Genomic DNA, 14,009 nt, shown 5'->3' on the forward strand with positions numbered 1-14,009 from the left:
CCTACAGGAAGTGAATCACGAACGTCGCCTCACTGGAATCCCCTCTCGATTCAACCTGAGCGTCCGACGCTCTAGTGTCATCATCAACGGTGAGATCATCGTGCTCAATGATGCCGCCAGACGGATTTCGCGGCTCTGCGCAAGGCCATCACGCGGCGCCGGCATGACCTCTATTTCGTCGCCTTTGATCTGCTGCATCTAAACGGCCACGACCTGCGCGACATGGCGCTGCAAGAGCGCCGCGACATCCTTGCCGGCATCATCCCGCCAAACATCCGCATCCAGTTCAGCCAGGCGCTTCCGGGCGACGCCAATGCGATCTATCACCTGGTCGACCAGGCCGGCCTTGAGGGAATGGTGTCCAAGCGTCGGGACAGCAAGTATCGCAGCGGCCCTTCGACCAACTGGCTGAAGACGAAATGCTACACGGGGAATTTGAACTGCTCGGCGTCGAGCGTGAGGCTGGAAAGCCGGCATTCGCGTTGATGGCCGAGCCTGGCACCGGCAAATACGTCGGCAGTGCCTTCGTCAGCGTCAATCGTGAGATGCGGGAACGGCTTTGGAAGCGAGTGCAGGAATACGCCGGCGAGGCGCCGAAAGACATGAAGAAGCGGCCGGCAACGCAATGGGTCAAGCGGCGAAGGAGGACCTCCGCCACGCGTCGCTGCAGGATTTTTGGCAGGGAGAATAGCCGGAATTCCGCCTCGGTTTGCGGGAGTGTTCATCAAGCGGAACATAAACTTGTGCTAACAGTTGTGGAGGATCAGTGGGCCAACCCCCCAAGATTTAGCCCCCTGCAGATCGGGCTGCAATCCGGTCGGCCCGCGCTCGGAGGAGTGAGCGCGGGCTTTGCTTGCGCTATTACCGGCTCAGCTTTTCGACCTTTCCAATTATCCTTCGCAAGCGCTTCGCCCTCAAACTGGTTCTCATATCGATCGAACAGACCTGCCCCGCCAGCATGTCGCCGAGCAAGGAAGCCGCCCTGTTATTACCGAGCCTACAGGAGATCATTGCGTTTGCGCGGGCATCTCCGGCCCTACGAATGGAGCCATGCCCCATCGGCTGTTTTGGCGTCGAAAGTAACGGGCACGCTGTGAATCACGCACGCTGCCGCCAATATCTCCTCCAACTCGTGATCGGTCGCGTTGCAAGCCGGCATGAGTTTCCGAAGGGCGCGGATTGCCTGTCCGATCGATAGGAAGCGGGCCTTGCCTATGGAAAGAACGTAGACTTCGGCGACTGTTTCAACCGTGACTGTGGGAAAAGAGTGAGTCATCGAGAATTCCTCCCTGAAACCCTGACCAACACGATTTCCGGCCAAATGTGGCGGCCTTCAACGCTCTGTCTGATTGCGGACGGTTAGGCTCGCCGACCATTTCGGCCATTGTCTGTAGGCAATTCATTGAGTTGCTGACCCCTAGAGAGGCCGGCCGGCACGGCTCATTGCCCGTGCGATCGCAAGCTGCGCCTCGACCTTGGCATTTTCCTTTTGCGTCATGTTGTCTGCGGAGATCAGCCGGCGTAGCGAGCGCATGATCTCTCCACGGGCCCAGCCTGCTTCCAGCATGCAATCTACGATCGCCTGAAAGCTTGGCTCTATGGCCCTCTCACAATCGATCTCGCGATCGGGATGTTCGCCGGGTCGTTTCGGCGGGTTTCTCACCCGGTGCCGTTTTGTCCAGCTTGCGATTGTGATCCCGCAGGCCATGCCAGCACAGTCGGCAATCCAGTCGAATACATCCGGTCCGCGCCCTATCAGTTGCGCGCCCTGAACAACTTCAATCGCCACGCCCGAAAAAGCGAGGAGAACAATCAGCCTTGCCTTGTGTTTCGTCCAGCCGACACTTGCTAGGGCCGCCAAAACGGTGAATGCGGCGGCGTGGATGAGCTTGCCATGATGCGTGAAGCTCACTTCCAAATTCCGCAAGAGCCACTCCGGAAAAAGGGCGAGCAGCAGGAGAACGCCGGCCGACGCGGCAAGGAAAGTAACCCTTGCCACGATCGGATATGAGCCTGCGCGCAACACTATAGGACAGCCCTTCATCCGAAATTTGCAGACGCCACCGCCAGCACGAAGCGGTCTAGAGCTGGGGCAGATTGTCAATTTCCAGCGGATCGGCGCATCGGCCGAATAGATGAAGGCCTTTGAAGCTGCGGCCAGATGAGGCCAAGATGCTATTCCCTTCGGACTGGGGTCCTTACCAGCCGGCCAGGAACTCTAGTCAGAGGAAACGCTCCCCCTCGGCACGGTGCTCGAGACAGAACCAGTGGGGCGTCTGCCTCGGCTTCGCAAAGCCCCATCCCGCATTCTTCCCGCAACCGGGGTGCTCGCACCCGATCCTGCTATGTTAGCGCGATGACCGACAAACCGGCGACAACTTACATTGTGGGTGTCTTCGAGAAACCGCACTGGCGAACGATGCTGACCACGAAGGACAAGGCCAAGGCAGAAGCTATGGCGAAGAGATCGGCGAGAAGGTCAGATCGAAGAGATCACGCCGAAAGGGGAAGCGCTAGCCGGTCAGCTTAGTGAAGTCGTGGCGGCGCGCGCGAACATGTGCCAGCAAATTCGTTTCATTGACGACCCCGGATTGAAAGAGAGCCAGCGTGGTCGAGGCCAGAATCTGGCCGTCTATCGAGGTGCTGTCCCATTTAGCGTCGGCGGTTATCTGGTCGACCACCCGCTGGCAGATCGCCCGATCTTCAGGTTTCAGGAACTGGCTTTCCTGTGCTCGCAGCATCTCGACGCCTTTGAAATTGTTACTGTGTGTCCCACGCGACAGCCGATGCGTGGATCTCCGAGAATGGACCGTAAACGCATTCAGACAGAAAATTGCCATTCGTTTGACCGGTGCACGCGAGGTCTTAGTCAAGAGGATTCCTACTATGCTAGGACAACCCGCTTCGCTCTAACGGGGACGGCCCAGCGGCTTTGGGGGGCCGCTGGGCCTGACCAGCGAGCCTTCGGGGGGGGCGCGCTCACATGGCTGGCGGAATACATGCGCTCAAGCTAATGGAGTCGAAACATTCGAACGAAGTACGTGGCGGCAATTCCGCTGTGTAGAACCCATAAGGTGCGCCGTAATGGGTCAACACGTCTGGCACCGCAATTGCACGGTTAGATATGGGGGAATGGGGTGGAGGCCCGTCGCTTCGCAGATGTAGCGGCGGGTCTTCTACATACCAGTCGCGTCCCAGCCTACGCGCTGCCTCCGTCTTGCTTCCTCATCAATCGCTCGGACCGGCAGATAGGCGGCCGGCATCGCAATGGGTCAAGCCGGGGATCAAAGCCCGCGTGAAGCACTTGCGTTGCGAGGAGGACCTCCGCCACGCTTCGCTGCAAGATTCTGGGAGGAGGGCTAAAGCGGGACATCTCAGATCCCATACATCAGGGCAATGAAGATCACCGGTGCAAAGATCAGGAAGATCGCCATTGCTATAATCACGGCGAGGGCGAGGCGCTCTGTTCGCCTGACGATTGCAGCGACCTCGTCGTCGCCCGACGAAATAAGATCAACCGCCGAGAAATCTGTGGGGTCAGGAGTTTGATTGTCATTGGCGGGTCGGCTTGCGACCTCATCGACATTCTGTCTGCTCTGGATAAGGGTCACAGTTCTTTCCGCCGTTAGGGTGTCATATCGGGTGCCCGCCGAAAAGGACAAACAGCGGGCACCCGGTGAACCACCGATGAAGGGACTTTGCTCGGCGGCTCAATACTAATCCGTTGCTAAGATCTTGGTTGCCAGCCTCAGCCCTCTGTCTTTGACGCAAAGACTTCAGTCTTACTGCATCATGGACCATAGCCCGGCGGCGGAACTAAGTGCCCGCCGGTCCCGTTGCCGACCAGTGATAATTCAGAATAGGAGAGATAGTGATGGCTGACGGTCCCACCGTTGTTAACTCAGGCGGAAATGGCGCCGGCACTGCTGTCGCCGTCGTTCTCGCAATTCTCGCAATCGTGATCCTGCTGTTGTTCACCGGCGTTATCAACATCAATGGCGGGGGCAGCACCGGAAAGGACGTCGACGTAAAGGTTGAGGCGCCCAGGGTTGAAGCGCCTACGGTCGAAGCGCCGAAGGTCGAAGCGCCAGCCGCGCCCGCTCCGGCAGAGCCGGCCGCACCTGCTCCAGCCGCGCCCGCTCCGGCAGCACCTGCTCCGGCAGCACCTGCTAACGGCGGCTGAAGGACCGCCTCCGTTTGCGGGAGTGTTCTCTGGACATTAGCGTGCGCTAACACATGGCTGGGACCAGCGGGTCTTCCCCCCAACTTTAGCCCCGCTGCAGGTCGGGCTGTAACCCGGTCGGCCCGCGCTCGGAGGAGGCGCGCGGGCTTCTCCTTGTGAGTCCGACGCGCCAGACGACGCTGGCGCCGCTAAGGGGAGAGTAGCATGCCCAGGGGGCCGGCCGGCGGATCGCGGGTGTCCGCCACGCACTCCGCCGTTCGGCCCCTTGCGCGGGGCGTTTGTCCTCAGCCTTTGCGCTGCTTGGACACGTCTTCTTCCGATGAGGGCTTTTCCTGTCCGGTGTTCTCGCCAATTCCGGACTTGGCTGCAAAACTATAAAGAAGACCTGCAACGACAAGCACCAAAAGCGTGCCGAGTGCCGCCACTTGCCACAGACCGAGCCCGCACGCCACGCCAATTGCCCCAGACAGCCACATGCCTGCACCGGTCGTCAGCCCGTGGACCTCGCCTCTCGAAAACAAAATCGATCCGGCAGCAAGGAACGCGACGCCAGCGGTAACCGCTTCGACAACACGAATCGGATCGACCTTCACGGAGTCCTGCAGAAACATCGGCGCGTGAACGATTTCAATCGTCAGAATACCGAAAGTAGCCGCTGCCACGCAGATCAGAATATGAGTGCGAAGCCCAGCAGGCCGATTTCGCCATTCGCGTTCGAAGCCGATCGCCGCACCGAAGATCGACGCCAGGAGAAGCCTCGCCGCAATAACGGGAAACGGGACGTATGTCGGATGGCCGAATTCTTGGAAAAGCTGTTGCATGCGTAACCCAGGCTGACCGGCCACAACGTGCTCGGGCCGGCCAGGTTCCCCACGGTCTGCCGGAGGGAGCGCGCCTAGGTGAGGGCAGAGGCTCCGCTAGCTTACCACTGACCTGACCGGTTTCCCTGCCGCTTGGGGGCCAGCGCGCAGAAGCGAAGCGGATCGAAGCGTAGGGAAAAAATCGTATGCTGGCGCGCAGTATCGCGCCCTAGCGTAGAAATGAACGTTGGCTCCCCGGACCGAACGAAACTGCGAACTACGAGCTGCCGATTCCCCTCGAAATTACGCCACAGCCCACCATCAAGATTCGGAAGCGTGACCGCGAGCGCGCCGAGCGCATCCGAATGGCCGAGCCGAGACACTCACGGTCGAAAAGACCACGCAGAACCATCTGCTCGTAAAGCCCATTTCTCCGAGCAATCTTGATCGCAATTTTTGACAAGGCTGATTGCTTTCCCTTTGTCATAAGGTCAAGCGAAATGTCTTCTTCTGACAGGAGGATGGGAGAGATCATCAGGGTCAACCTCCGTGTCGATCCAGACGCGATCGCAAATGAGCGTTCAGCCGCCACAGGTTAAGCAGGACAAAGTTCTCAGTGGACTGAGGTGTGGAGATGAGGCTGGCTGTCCCGGACGCGAAGCCAGGACTTTCTCGCGTCCGGGCTAATGGCCCATTTTGAGGCGTTTAGGCTCCCGCCGGAAATCAAGGCTGAAAATATTCATAGCAGTTCAGAGTAGTGAAAGATTTTTTGAAATCAAGAAAAACAGGCGCGCACCTGACTAGCAGAAATAATGCATTTAAACGCCATTTATTTTCGTTTGACGAACAGAACAGTCTCCTGCTTGCTGGCTGGACGCGAACAAGCCGTGTCAGAAAGTGAAAATCGAATCTCTAGACGGTCTTACAGACTTCGGCCGTCGCGATTCTATTTCAACAAGGAGATACCGAGATGAAAAAACTCGTCCTCGCAATTGCTCTGACAGTGGGCAGTTCGCTTTGCGCCGTGGCGGCGAATGAGGTCACCAAAGCTCCGCCAGCCGCTCCTTACGAACAGGTCAGCAAGCTTGTGAAACTGCCCGACTTCCTGCCGGGCATGGGCCAACTTTTCGTTGATCCGACAACATTGCCTGCCGGACCATTCCTTGCCTATGACCACGATGGCGAGCTTGTCAGCACGATTTATATGCTGCCGACCAAAGACCTCAATCCGGACAAGCGTTTTGACGACCTCGCTTCACCCGGCGGCCATGTCGACCATGTGGACGTCTACTATAATGCCGGCCATCCGGGGGTAGAAGAGCCGCATGTCCATGTCGTGCTGTGGCATGTTTCGGCTGCTGACGAGGCACAGGTCGCCAAATGACACTGACGCGTCGTGAGATACTGGGCGCTGGCGGCGGGCTCGCCGCCGCCCTTTCCCTCTCTTCTCTGGCCGGGTTGGGTGGTGAGATGGTCGAAGTCAAGATGCACGGGCGCAAAGATGGTTCCCACGTTTGGTTCGACCCGATAGGCATTCTAATCAAACCAGGACAGACGATCCGCTGGACCAATCTCAATCCCGGCAATTCGCACACGACGACGGCGTACAATCCCACAAACTTCGAGCGGCCGCTCCGCATGCCCAAGGCGGCAAAATCTTGGGACTCTGACTATCTCCTGCCCAACGAGAGCTTTTCAGTAACTTTCACCGAGCGGGGTGTCTATGACTATTATTGTATTCCGCATGAGCATGCTGGAATGGTCGGTCGTATCGTCGTCGGCCAGCCCGAGGCGCATGGCTGGACGGAGCTAACCGGAGCGAATGGAGACCTACCGGAAGAGGCTATCAAGTCGTTTCCGATGGTCGAAGACATCATGACGAAAGGGATCGTACGGCGCGCCTAGGCGTGCGTGCAGGAGGCATGACGACCAGCAACGGGAGAACCGACCCAAATACGACGATGCGAATGGGAGCGCGAGTTTCCTGTTTGTCGTCAATGATCAATAGGCGACCATCATGACTGGCGGCGCGTTTCCATACGATAATAAACTGCGAGCGAAGCACGACGAGCGCTCTCAGGAAAATATGCCTCCTTGGGCCGCAGCCCAACAACGTGAGCGTGCCACCCATCGGCTTGCCGCCTTAGGCGAAATGACTGGCGGTATTGCCCATGATTTCAGAAACCTCCTAGCAGTCATCGGATCCGGCCTGAGGCTTGCCGAAAAAAGGGCCGAGGACGCCGAAAGCGTGAGGACCTACATTGCGGCAGCGCGGCAGGGAATCGATCGAGGTATCGAACTAACGTCACTGGTACTGGCCTTCGCAAAACATCAGGAACTCGATATCCACGCTGGCAATTTGAATGAATTCCTCAGGTCTTTCGAGCCTTTCCTAAGGTATGGCGCAGGCCCCGATGTCCGCGTCGAACTGGAGCTTGGTTCCGATATCCCGGACTGCTTGATCGACCCGGCGCTGTTCGACTCTGCAGTGCTTAATCTCGTAATGAACGCACGAGATGCAATGCCAAGCGGCGGCGAGATTCGCGTCACCACTGAGCGATTGGTGCAGACGGCCCCGACGCCTGACCCGCCCGGGCCCGGAACCTACGCATGCGTTCGCGTCAAAGACCATGGTTGCGGCATGGATCCGGAAGTCTTGCGAAAGGTGTTCGATCCTTTCTTCACGACGAAGGGTGAGAAGGGCACCGGGATAGGGATGTTGCAAGTGCAGGCATTGGCGTACATGGTTGGTGGTCGGATCCGGATAAGGAGTGAAAGAGGGATAGGAACAACGGTCGACCTTCTGTTCCCGTCAATCCAAACGGTACTTTAGACGCCCAACAACTCCTACAATTTGATGTCGGCGTTCGCGACGGAATGCAATCCTGCCAGGGCAGGACCTACCACGCTCTCGTCCGCGCTTGCGGATTGCACCGCGTAAACCGGATAGGAGAACTGCGGCATTTCAGGCACAAGGTGCAGCCGGCCGGCCTCTATGTGAGGCTGCACAGAACTCATCCTGAAATATCCGGAGCCGCCAGTCGCAAGAACATAGCTCAATGCGAGCGAACCGAGATCGAAAGAAAGATCCGGCGCTGCACTCGGGAAATTCATCCCGTGGTGAAGTCCAAAATCCGGCCCCCAATCCATATAAACATAATCGGATTCGTACAGGAGGCGCGCTTCGGAATTGGTAGTCACGAGGACGAGTTTTTCCTCCAGAAGCAGATCGATCTTCAAGCCCGGTCTGTGGGGGGGCGCGTACATGATAGCTAAGTCGACCATTCCTGACGCGACCTGATTGATCAAATCCTGCGGCACATCGACGTGTACTCGAAGTGCAACATCCTGAAGCGAGCCGCGCATCCATCGGACCCAATCGAGCAGAAGAGGTTGCGCAAGGCTGACTTCGCTGCCGACCGTCAGAACAGCTCGACGTCCCGGGGGCACGGCAACCTGGTGAAGGGTGCGTTGCCATAGTTGGACGAACATCGGGGCGTGGCGCAGAAATTGCTCACCGGCCGGGGTGAGCGAAGCTCCGCCTTTGTGGCGAACAAAAAGCGCGCGGCCCAATTGCTGCTCGAGGTTGCGGATTCGTGCGCTTACGGTCGTCTGGGCGACATTCAAGCGCTCCGATGCCCGAATGAAACTCCCCGTCGAAACTATCTCGATAAAAGTGCGGGCGAGCTCAATGTCCATGGGGATATAGCATAAATATTGCGTTTAAATGTCAATCAATTTCGTTTGCTAGATAGCTAACCCCGGCACTAGGCTCGAACAATTCCACCAAGCCTAGCGCTGGATGCTGCGCAGCGCCGGTTAGGGGCTCTCCGGCACCCGATCCGAGAAGAGCGCAATCAGAAATGACCGAAAGGAATTCGACTATGTCAAAAGTGCAGCAGGAACTTAGCGTCACCAGCGGTTTGCGCACGGTTGCGCCCGCTCAGTACTATTCAAAGGTCGTGAAATTCATCAACGAGGTCGCCAAGGAGGCGGCCAACGATGCACCGACCTCGGTTGAAATCTTCTCTGACAGCGGCCACTGGTACTGCCGGGTTCGTCGCGGCGACGAAAAGACCCGGCCGATGGGTCCTGCGTGGCGGTGACATGCGCTTGTGCCACCCACCCCGGAGCCGGGGAAGTAACCGGCAAGCTCCTAGAAATTAGAGCGCTGGCACCGCCACCGTTGCGCAACCTGCAAGGAGGGCGACGCATACTAGAGTGGTAATAATTCTCATGACCACGTCCCCGGTTTCCCGGTGAGTTTGACGACAAAAACATTCGCCAAATCAAGCGAATGTACCACCACGCGATTGCCGTGGATAGGAACGCGATCGGCGGGCCAGAGGGCCAGGGCAGGGGACGCTTATCTACCCTTCAAAACCTTCGGGATGGTCGATCTCTCAGGCGGCCTGGGTCGTCGAACCCGGTGTCGAAAGCCGCCATGACTTTGTTCTCTGCGTTGTCCTGCAGCTTATCAGAACGATGGACGACGCGGAGGACAGGCCTGCCCGGTTGCGACGAGCCCGTCTCCGCCCCCAGCGCCAGCTTTGATCTCTCGCGCATTGCGGCTTCCGGCTGATAGAGCACTTCGTGGACTGTCAGCGTTTCAGGGCCGTCCGCACTCGGAATGGTCATGGATTGACCTTCGGCCAGACCAAGCAGTGCCAGACCGCGCGGATTGGTGATTGGCAAAAGCATGCCAACCAAACCGCGCATCTCACCATGTGTGAGGATGCGCATTTCGGTGGAGCCATCGTTTACCCGGTAAGCCACGCGGCTGCTGAGCGTCACGACTGTTGCCGGGATGTCTCCCCGAAACATTACGAGTGCGCTCGAAATCTTCCGGTCGAGGATAGTCAATAGCGTTGGGGTGCGGGCCGGATGGCGCTCCCGCATTACTTCCAGAATGGTGTAATCCTTTGTCGTCAGTTGGCAGCTATCGATGTTGGGCATGGTGCGTCTCCAGCCGGTCCGTGAGGAATCCAGCGTCAGGAATTGATCGCGTGTGCAAGGCTACCCCTGTGCCGGACCCATATGGGCCGGCGCAGGGGTCACACTCCTGCGATCAGGGCACCTGCATGAATGAGGAGACGGACGGAGGCACCCATGTCTAGAAGCTCGCCGCAATCGTCGGAGACGACGGTGCGAACCGATCGGCTTCATCACCTTCCGGAGCGGGCTTGTTCACGGCAAGCACCAACAATTCGTGGCGGCGCCCGTCTCGGGCGGTCCACATGATCGACTGTCCGGCCGAGAGGCCGATCAGGGCCGTGCCAATCGGTGTAAGAATTGAAACCTTGCCTTCAGAGATGTCCGCATCCCCAGGAAAAACCAGCGTGATCGTTTTCCGATCGCCGGTGTCGGGCTTGAACGTTACAGTCGAACCCATCCGGACGGTGCCGGCGGAGACCCTATCATCAGCAACGATGCGTGCGCGCTCGAGTTCGGCGAGCAGTTCATCGGAAGCCTCCGGATTTCGTACAGCCACAGTGCTCGCGAGCGCCGATAGACGTGCATGGTCAGACTGCGAGATGCGGATGTTCGGCTTACGCCGGATTTTGATGTTGTTCTGCATTTGGACACTCATATTTAGTTGGGCCAGCCGCCATCGAAGCTAGCGGAACTGGCCAATTCGGGAAAATCTTCGTCGCTGCACCCCAGAGACGGTGCAACCCTGCAGATCATCACATGTTGATTAGATGTTGCCCCTCGGCTCGGGGCGCATGGCAGCCGAGCCGGGGGTTACGATCCCGCGATGGGGCAAACCCGGAAAAGAAAATCGAAACGGATTTTGGTCGTGGCGTTCATAAGACCATACTTGGTGAAGCAATCTTGGAAGTCAAGGCAGCAGCCTCGTCAACCTCACGAACCTAGCACCTCGTTGTCAGGCTCGGTCGAAGCGGACGGGTTGCCAGTGTCGATCGCCAGCGTGAGGGGCAGCGCAGCCTGTCGCATGCACGGTGCGGGCGGTGGCGCACCTGAAGGCAAGCGGAACGGCAACTATCGCCACGGAGGCAGGACGAAACGCACAATGGCAGCCTTGGCGGTTGTCCAGGCAATGGCGCGAATATGTCGGCAGACGATCGATGATCTACCGGATTAATTGGGAACTAGTCGCCATGCTGCTCGCCGTGGCCTTCATTCGTTGGCCTGAGAAGCCATGAGGGCCGACTGCGAGACCGCGGCCGAATTGCGGGGCAGGTTAGCGTTGCAAGACCATGGATCGTTCGGGCATCCTCCGGCGTTATGGTGTCACCCAAGCGGTGATTTTCATCAGGGAAGGAGCGAAGCGATGAAAGAAATGGTTCTCGCAGGAATCGTCGTCGCGCTGTCGGCGTCAACATCGCTGGCGCAGACGAGCACTGCACCCGAGCCTACGGCTCCAGCAGCCGCTACTGCAACGCCTGCTGCCCAGCAGGCAGGCGGGCCAGCAAATCTCTGCCAAGAGCTCCTCGCCTTCATGAAGGCGCCTGCCGAAGCGCCTGCCCCGACCGCTGCTGCCCCGGCGCAGCAGTCTGGCACATCCTCTACCAGCGCAGCCGCGCCCGCCAAGCCGGAGGCAGGGACGGGCTCGGCGCAGAAAATTACCGGGCAGACTGGGGTTGCCAGCGATTCTCCACAACCGAGCAAGGAGAAGGTGGCCAACGGATCGGCGACGAACGCGCCCCAGAAGGAAAGCAGGGCCGCGCCGGTGCCCCCCGCCGATAGTTCGAGCACTCCCAAGGATGCCGTGATCAATACAGCGAAAGCGGAGGAACTGGCGGCCGCCAATGACATTGCACAATGCCAGAAGACCGCGCGGGAAATGCGAGTGGCCGGCGTCGCCATGCCGCCGCCGTTGCTTGCACTGGCGGCACTCGACCTCAAGTATCAGCAAAAATCCGGTGAGGCCCCCCAGGGCAATCCACCTGCGACGGGGCAGGATCCAGCGCAGCAGACGCAGACGCCACAATGAGGGCATGATTGCGGACTTTGAAGAGGTGAAAGGGAGAAGGCGGGATGGGTATGATCTTGACCGGAATTGTCGTTTCGATCGCAATTGCGTTCGGGGCCGGCTATTTTCTTCTGAGCGCGCAGCAGCAACAGCCGGCATGGCAGGTCTACAGCAGCGAGAGCACTCGCGTGGGTGATCCAGGACACAATCTGGTCGGTCAAAACTGGACGGGCGAGCCGGGCGCCAACTCCACCGCAGCCGCGGGCGGCGAGGAGACGCCTTCCTAGCTAGCTATATCCGAGCTAGACCTGCGCTCGCTGACGTGGACCTCGAGGCCGCGCAATGAAAGCCTCGAACACGCCAAAAAAAATGCCCGGACCAATGGCCCGGGCATTTCATTTCGGTTCCGCGCAGAAGCTACTATTCGGCCGGTTCGGCCGCCGAGCGCGGCGGTATCGCACCTTTGGCCTCCTGTCTTTCGACCCAAAGACTATGATGCTCCTTCGCCCAGTTCATATCGACCGTGCCCGAGCCCATTGCCTCATAGGCGCCTTCGATGCCGAGCGTGCCGATATAGATGTGAGCGATAATAACAGCGATCAGGATGACGCCTACAGTCGCATGAACATACTGGGCCGTCTGCATGCCGTTTATGTCGGTGAATGCGAACGGGAACAGCATGAATATGCCGGATACCGACAGCGCAATTCCACCGAGCACGACGGCCCAGAAGATGAGCTTCTGGCCGGTGTTGAAACGTCCGGCCGGCGGATGTGTCCTGTTGGATTTGTCGAAAAAGCCCCCACCGACCTTGAGCCAATGCCCGTCATGGCGATCGGGAAGGTTGTCCCAGACCCATGTCACAAGCATGACCAATATACCGAGCATGAACGCCCAGGAGACGAAGTCGTGGGCGTATTTCGCCCAAATCGACCAGGTTGAAAATGCATCGGCCCCGATCAGCGGCATCAGCAGACGTTTGCCGAAGATAAAGTTCAAGCCGGTGATGGCCAGGATGATGAACGCGGTGGCAGTCATCCAGTGGGTCAGCCGCTCAAGAGCACCGAAGCGCAAAATCCTTGCGCCCGATTCGGGCGCCAATGTGCGGATGCGGCCCCTGTAGAAATAGAACAGCGCCAGCAGCAGCAAAATGCCCAGTATCGCGATGCCGCCGATCCACGGCAGCCAGCCTTCGTGGAAGCTGCGGTAGTCGCGGCCTTGCGGCTGCTCGAGCAAGCCGGCGGCCGTATTGGGCAGGGTGACGCGCCCCTCGATCTTCTGCAGCTCATCAAGAAGCTGCCGTTCGTTCACCGCCTGTGCGGTCGGGTTGCTCCCGGATGGGGCTTGCGCGTACACGGGCCCTGCCACCAGCAGCGTGAGCGTCATGAACGCCGCGACAGCCTGCGGCGTCACTCGACCAAGCCTGTTGTCCGGCATTTCTGCGTCCTCCGTGGTAGCTCCGTTGCGCGCGGGACGAGCCCGACTGCCTCCTACACGTCGATTGTTTCTCGATAGGCCGTCTGCCAGCCCCAGGCTCCCGAACCATAGCCACGCTGCGTCACACGCTCCTTGTAGATCGCCGCGATGATCTCCCCGTCGCCGGCCAGGAGCGACTTGGTTGAACACATTTCGGCGCAAAGCGGCAGCTTGCCTTCAGCCAGCCGGTTGGCTCCGTACTTGGCATATTCAATTTCGGTGGAATCACCTTCCGGGCCTGCGGCGCAGAAGGTGCATTTGTCCATCTTGCCGCGCGAACCGAAGTTTCCCACACGGGGATACTGCGGGGCGCCGAATGGGCAGGCGTAGAAGCAATAGCCGCATCCGATGCACAGATCCTTGGAGTGGAGCACCACCGCGTCCGCCGTTGTGTAGAAGCAGTCAACCGGACAGACTGCCGCGCAAGGCGCGTCGGTGCAATGCATGCACGCCATCGAGACGGAGCGTTCGCCGGGCTTGCCGTCATTGATGGTGACGACGCGGCGGCGGTTGATGCCCCAAGGCACGTCGTGTTCGTTCTTGCAGGCGGTGACGCAGGCATTGCACTCGATGCAACGATCAGCGTCACAAAGGAATTTCATCCGGGCCATTT

The 14,009-nt window shown here is 58.9% G+C and carries 18 protein-coding genes; 9 read left to right on the plus strand and 9 right to left on the minus strand.

Annotated features, from left to right (window positions below; all coding sequences use genetic code 11):
- Together AC0L25_RS25270 and AC0L25_RS25275 are read left to right on the plus strand one after the other, a co-directional pair.
- On the plus strand, positions 1-202 hold a 202-nt coding region (locus tag AC0L25_RS25270), incomplete at its 5' end, for a hypothetical protein (RefSeq protein ID WP_473598013.1).
- A gap of 11 nt (positions 203-213) precedes the next feature.
- Positions 214-486 (plus strand): ATP-dependent DNA ligase, encoded by a 273-nt coding sequence (locus AC0L25_RS25275; RefSeq protein WP_473598054.1) that lies wholly within the window; start codon positions 214-216, stop codon positions 484-486.
- 931 nt (positions 487-1,417) lie between these two features.
- On the opposite strand, the gene AC0L25_RS25280 is transcribed toward AC0L25_RS25275, so the two are convergent.
- From AC0L25_RS25280 to AC0L25_RS25290, 3 genes are all read right to left on the minus strand, one after another.
- Entirely contained in the window at positions 1,418-1,918 is a 501-nt protein-coding gene (locus AC0L25_RS25280) for a VanZ family protein (RefSeq protein WP_473598014.1), read from the minus strand.
- A 595-nt stretch (positions 1,919-2,513) separates the two neighbouring features.
- Positions 2,514-2,741, minus strand: a complete 228-nt coding sequence (locus AC0L25_RS25285; protein ID WP_352964348.1) for a hypothetical protein — start codon at positions 2,739-2,741, stop codon at positions 2,514-2,516.
- Between the two features lie 633 nt (positions 2,742-3,374).
- The gene (locus tag AC0L25_RS25290; RefSeq protein WP_473598015.1) at positions 3,375-3,611 is read right to left on the minus strand and encodes a hypothetical protein; all 237 of its coding nucleotides are present in this window, start codon (positions 3,609-3,611) and stop codon (positions 3,375-3,377) included.
- Between the two features lie 263 nt (positions 3,612-3,874).
- On the opposite strand from AC0L25_RS25290, the gene AC0L25_RS25295 reads away from it, so the two are divergent.
- Positions 3,875-4,183: a hypothetical protein gene (locus tag AC0L25_RS25295; protein WP_473598016.1), complete on the plus strand. Its 309-nt coding sequence runs from the start codon at positions 3,875-3,877 to the stop codon at positions 4,181-4,183.
- Positions 4,184-4,467: 284 nt separating this feature from the next.
- Here the strand turns inward: AC0L25_RS25295 and AC0L25_RS25300 are convergent, their stop codons facing one another.
- Complete coding sequence (locus AC0L25_RS25300) at positions 4,468-5,004, minus strand: MgtC/SapB family protein (RefSeq protein WP_473598017.1); 537 nt, start codon at positions 5,002-5,004, stop codon at positions 4,468-4,470.
- Between the two features lie 949 nt (positions 5,005-5,953).
- On the opposite strand from AC0L25_RS25300, the gene AC0L25_RS25305 reads away from it, so the two are divergent.
- The 3 genes from AC0L25_RS25305 to AC0L25_RS25315 all read left to right on the plus strand — a co-directional run bounded on the left by AC0L25_RS25305 (position 5,954) and on the right by AC0L25_RS25315 (position 7,816).
- On the plus strand, positions 5,954-6,367 hold the full coding sequence (locus AC0L25_RS25305) for a DUF5602 domain-containing protein (protein ID WP_473598018.1): 414 nt from the start codon (positions 5,954-5,956) through the stop codon (positions 6,365-6,367).
- A complete protein-coding gene (locus tag AC0L25_RS25310; protein WP_473598019.1) occupies positions 6,364-6,888 on the plus strand; it encodes a plastocyanin/azurin family copper-binding protein in 525 nt (174 codons plus the stop codon). The genes AC0L25_RS25305 and AC0L25_RS25310 overlap by 4 nt, the downstream gene beginning before the upstream one ends.
- Positions 6,889-7,000: 112 nt before the next feature.
- Complete coding sequence (locus AC0L25_RS25315; protein ID WP_473598020.1) at positions 7,001-7,816, plus strand: two-component system sensor histidine kinase NtrB; 816 nt, start codon at positions 7,001-7,003, stop codon at positions 7,814-7,816.
- Between the two features lie 14 nt (positions 7,817-7,830).
- On the opposite strand, the gene AC0L25_RS25320 is transcribed toward AC0L25_RS25315, so the two are convergent.
- On the minus strand, positions 7,831-8,682 hold the full coding sequence (locus AC0L25_RS25320; RefSeq protein ID WP_473598021.1) for a LysR family transcriptional regulator: 852 nt from the start codon (positions 8,680-8,682) through the stop codon (positions 7,831-7,833).
- A gap of 185 nt (positions 8,683-8,867) precedes the next feature.
- On the opposite strand from AC0L25_RS25320, the gene AC0L25_RS25325 reads away from it, so the two are divergent.
- Entirely contained in the window at positions 8,868-9,089 is a 222-nt protein-coding gene (locus AC0L25_RS25325) for a hypothetical protein (protein ID WP_473598022.1), read from the plus strand.
- Between the two features lie 271 nt (positions 9,090-9,360).
- Here AC0L25_RS25325 and AC0L25_RS25330 read toward each other — a convergent pair whose 3' ends face one another.
- Entirely contained in the window at positions 9,361-9,939 is a 579-nt protein-coding gene (locus AC0L25_RS25330) for a GreA/GreB family elongation factor (RefSeq protein ID WP_473598023.1), read from the minus strand.
- 157 nt (positions 9,940-10,096) lie between these two features.
- A complete protein-coding gene (gene rnk, locus AC0L25_RS25335; RefSeq protein ID WP_473598024.1) occupies positions 10,097-10,561 on the minus strand; it encodes a nucleoside diphosphate kinase regulator in 465 nt (154 codons plus the stop codon).
- Positions 10,562-11,278: 717 nt separating this feature from the next.
- Here rnk and AC0L25_RS25340 point away from each other — a divergent pair.
- On the plus strand, positions 11,279-11,941 hold the full coding sequence (locus AC0L25_RS25340) for a hypothetical protein (protein ID WP_473598025.1): 663 nt from the start codon (positions 11,279-11,281) through the stop codon (positions 11,939-11,941).
- A gap of 44 nt (positions 11,942-11,985) precedes the next feature.
- Complete coding sequence (locus AC0L25_RS25345) at positions 11,986-12,207, plus strand: hypothetical protein (protein ID WP_202366491.1); 222 nt, start codon at positions 11,986-11,988, stop codon at positions 12,205-12,207.
- Between the two features lie 133 nt (positions 12,208-12,340).
- On the opposite strand, the gene AC0L25_RS25350 is transcribed toward AC0L25_RS25345, so the two are convergent.
- Both AC0L25_RS25350 and fdh3B read right to left on the minus strand, forming a co-directional pair.
- On the minus strand, positions 12,341-13,357 hold the full coding sequence (locus AC0L25_RS25350) for a formate dehydrogenase subunit gamma (RefSeq protein ID WP_473598026.1): 1,017 nt from the start codon (positions 13,355-13,357) through the stop codon (positions 12,341-12,343).
- 53 nt (positions 13,358-13,410) lie between these two features.
- Entirely contained in the window at positions 13,411-14,007 is a 597-nt protein-coding gene (fdh3B, locus tag AC0L25_RS25355; RefSeq protein ID WP_027151217.1) for a formate dehydrogenase FDH3 subunit beta, read from the minus strand.
- Positions 14,008-14,009: the final 2 nt, after the last annotated feature.

The sequence above is a fragment of the Mesorhizobium sp. WSM4813 genome (assembly GCF_055811555.1).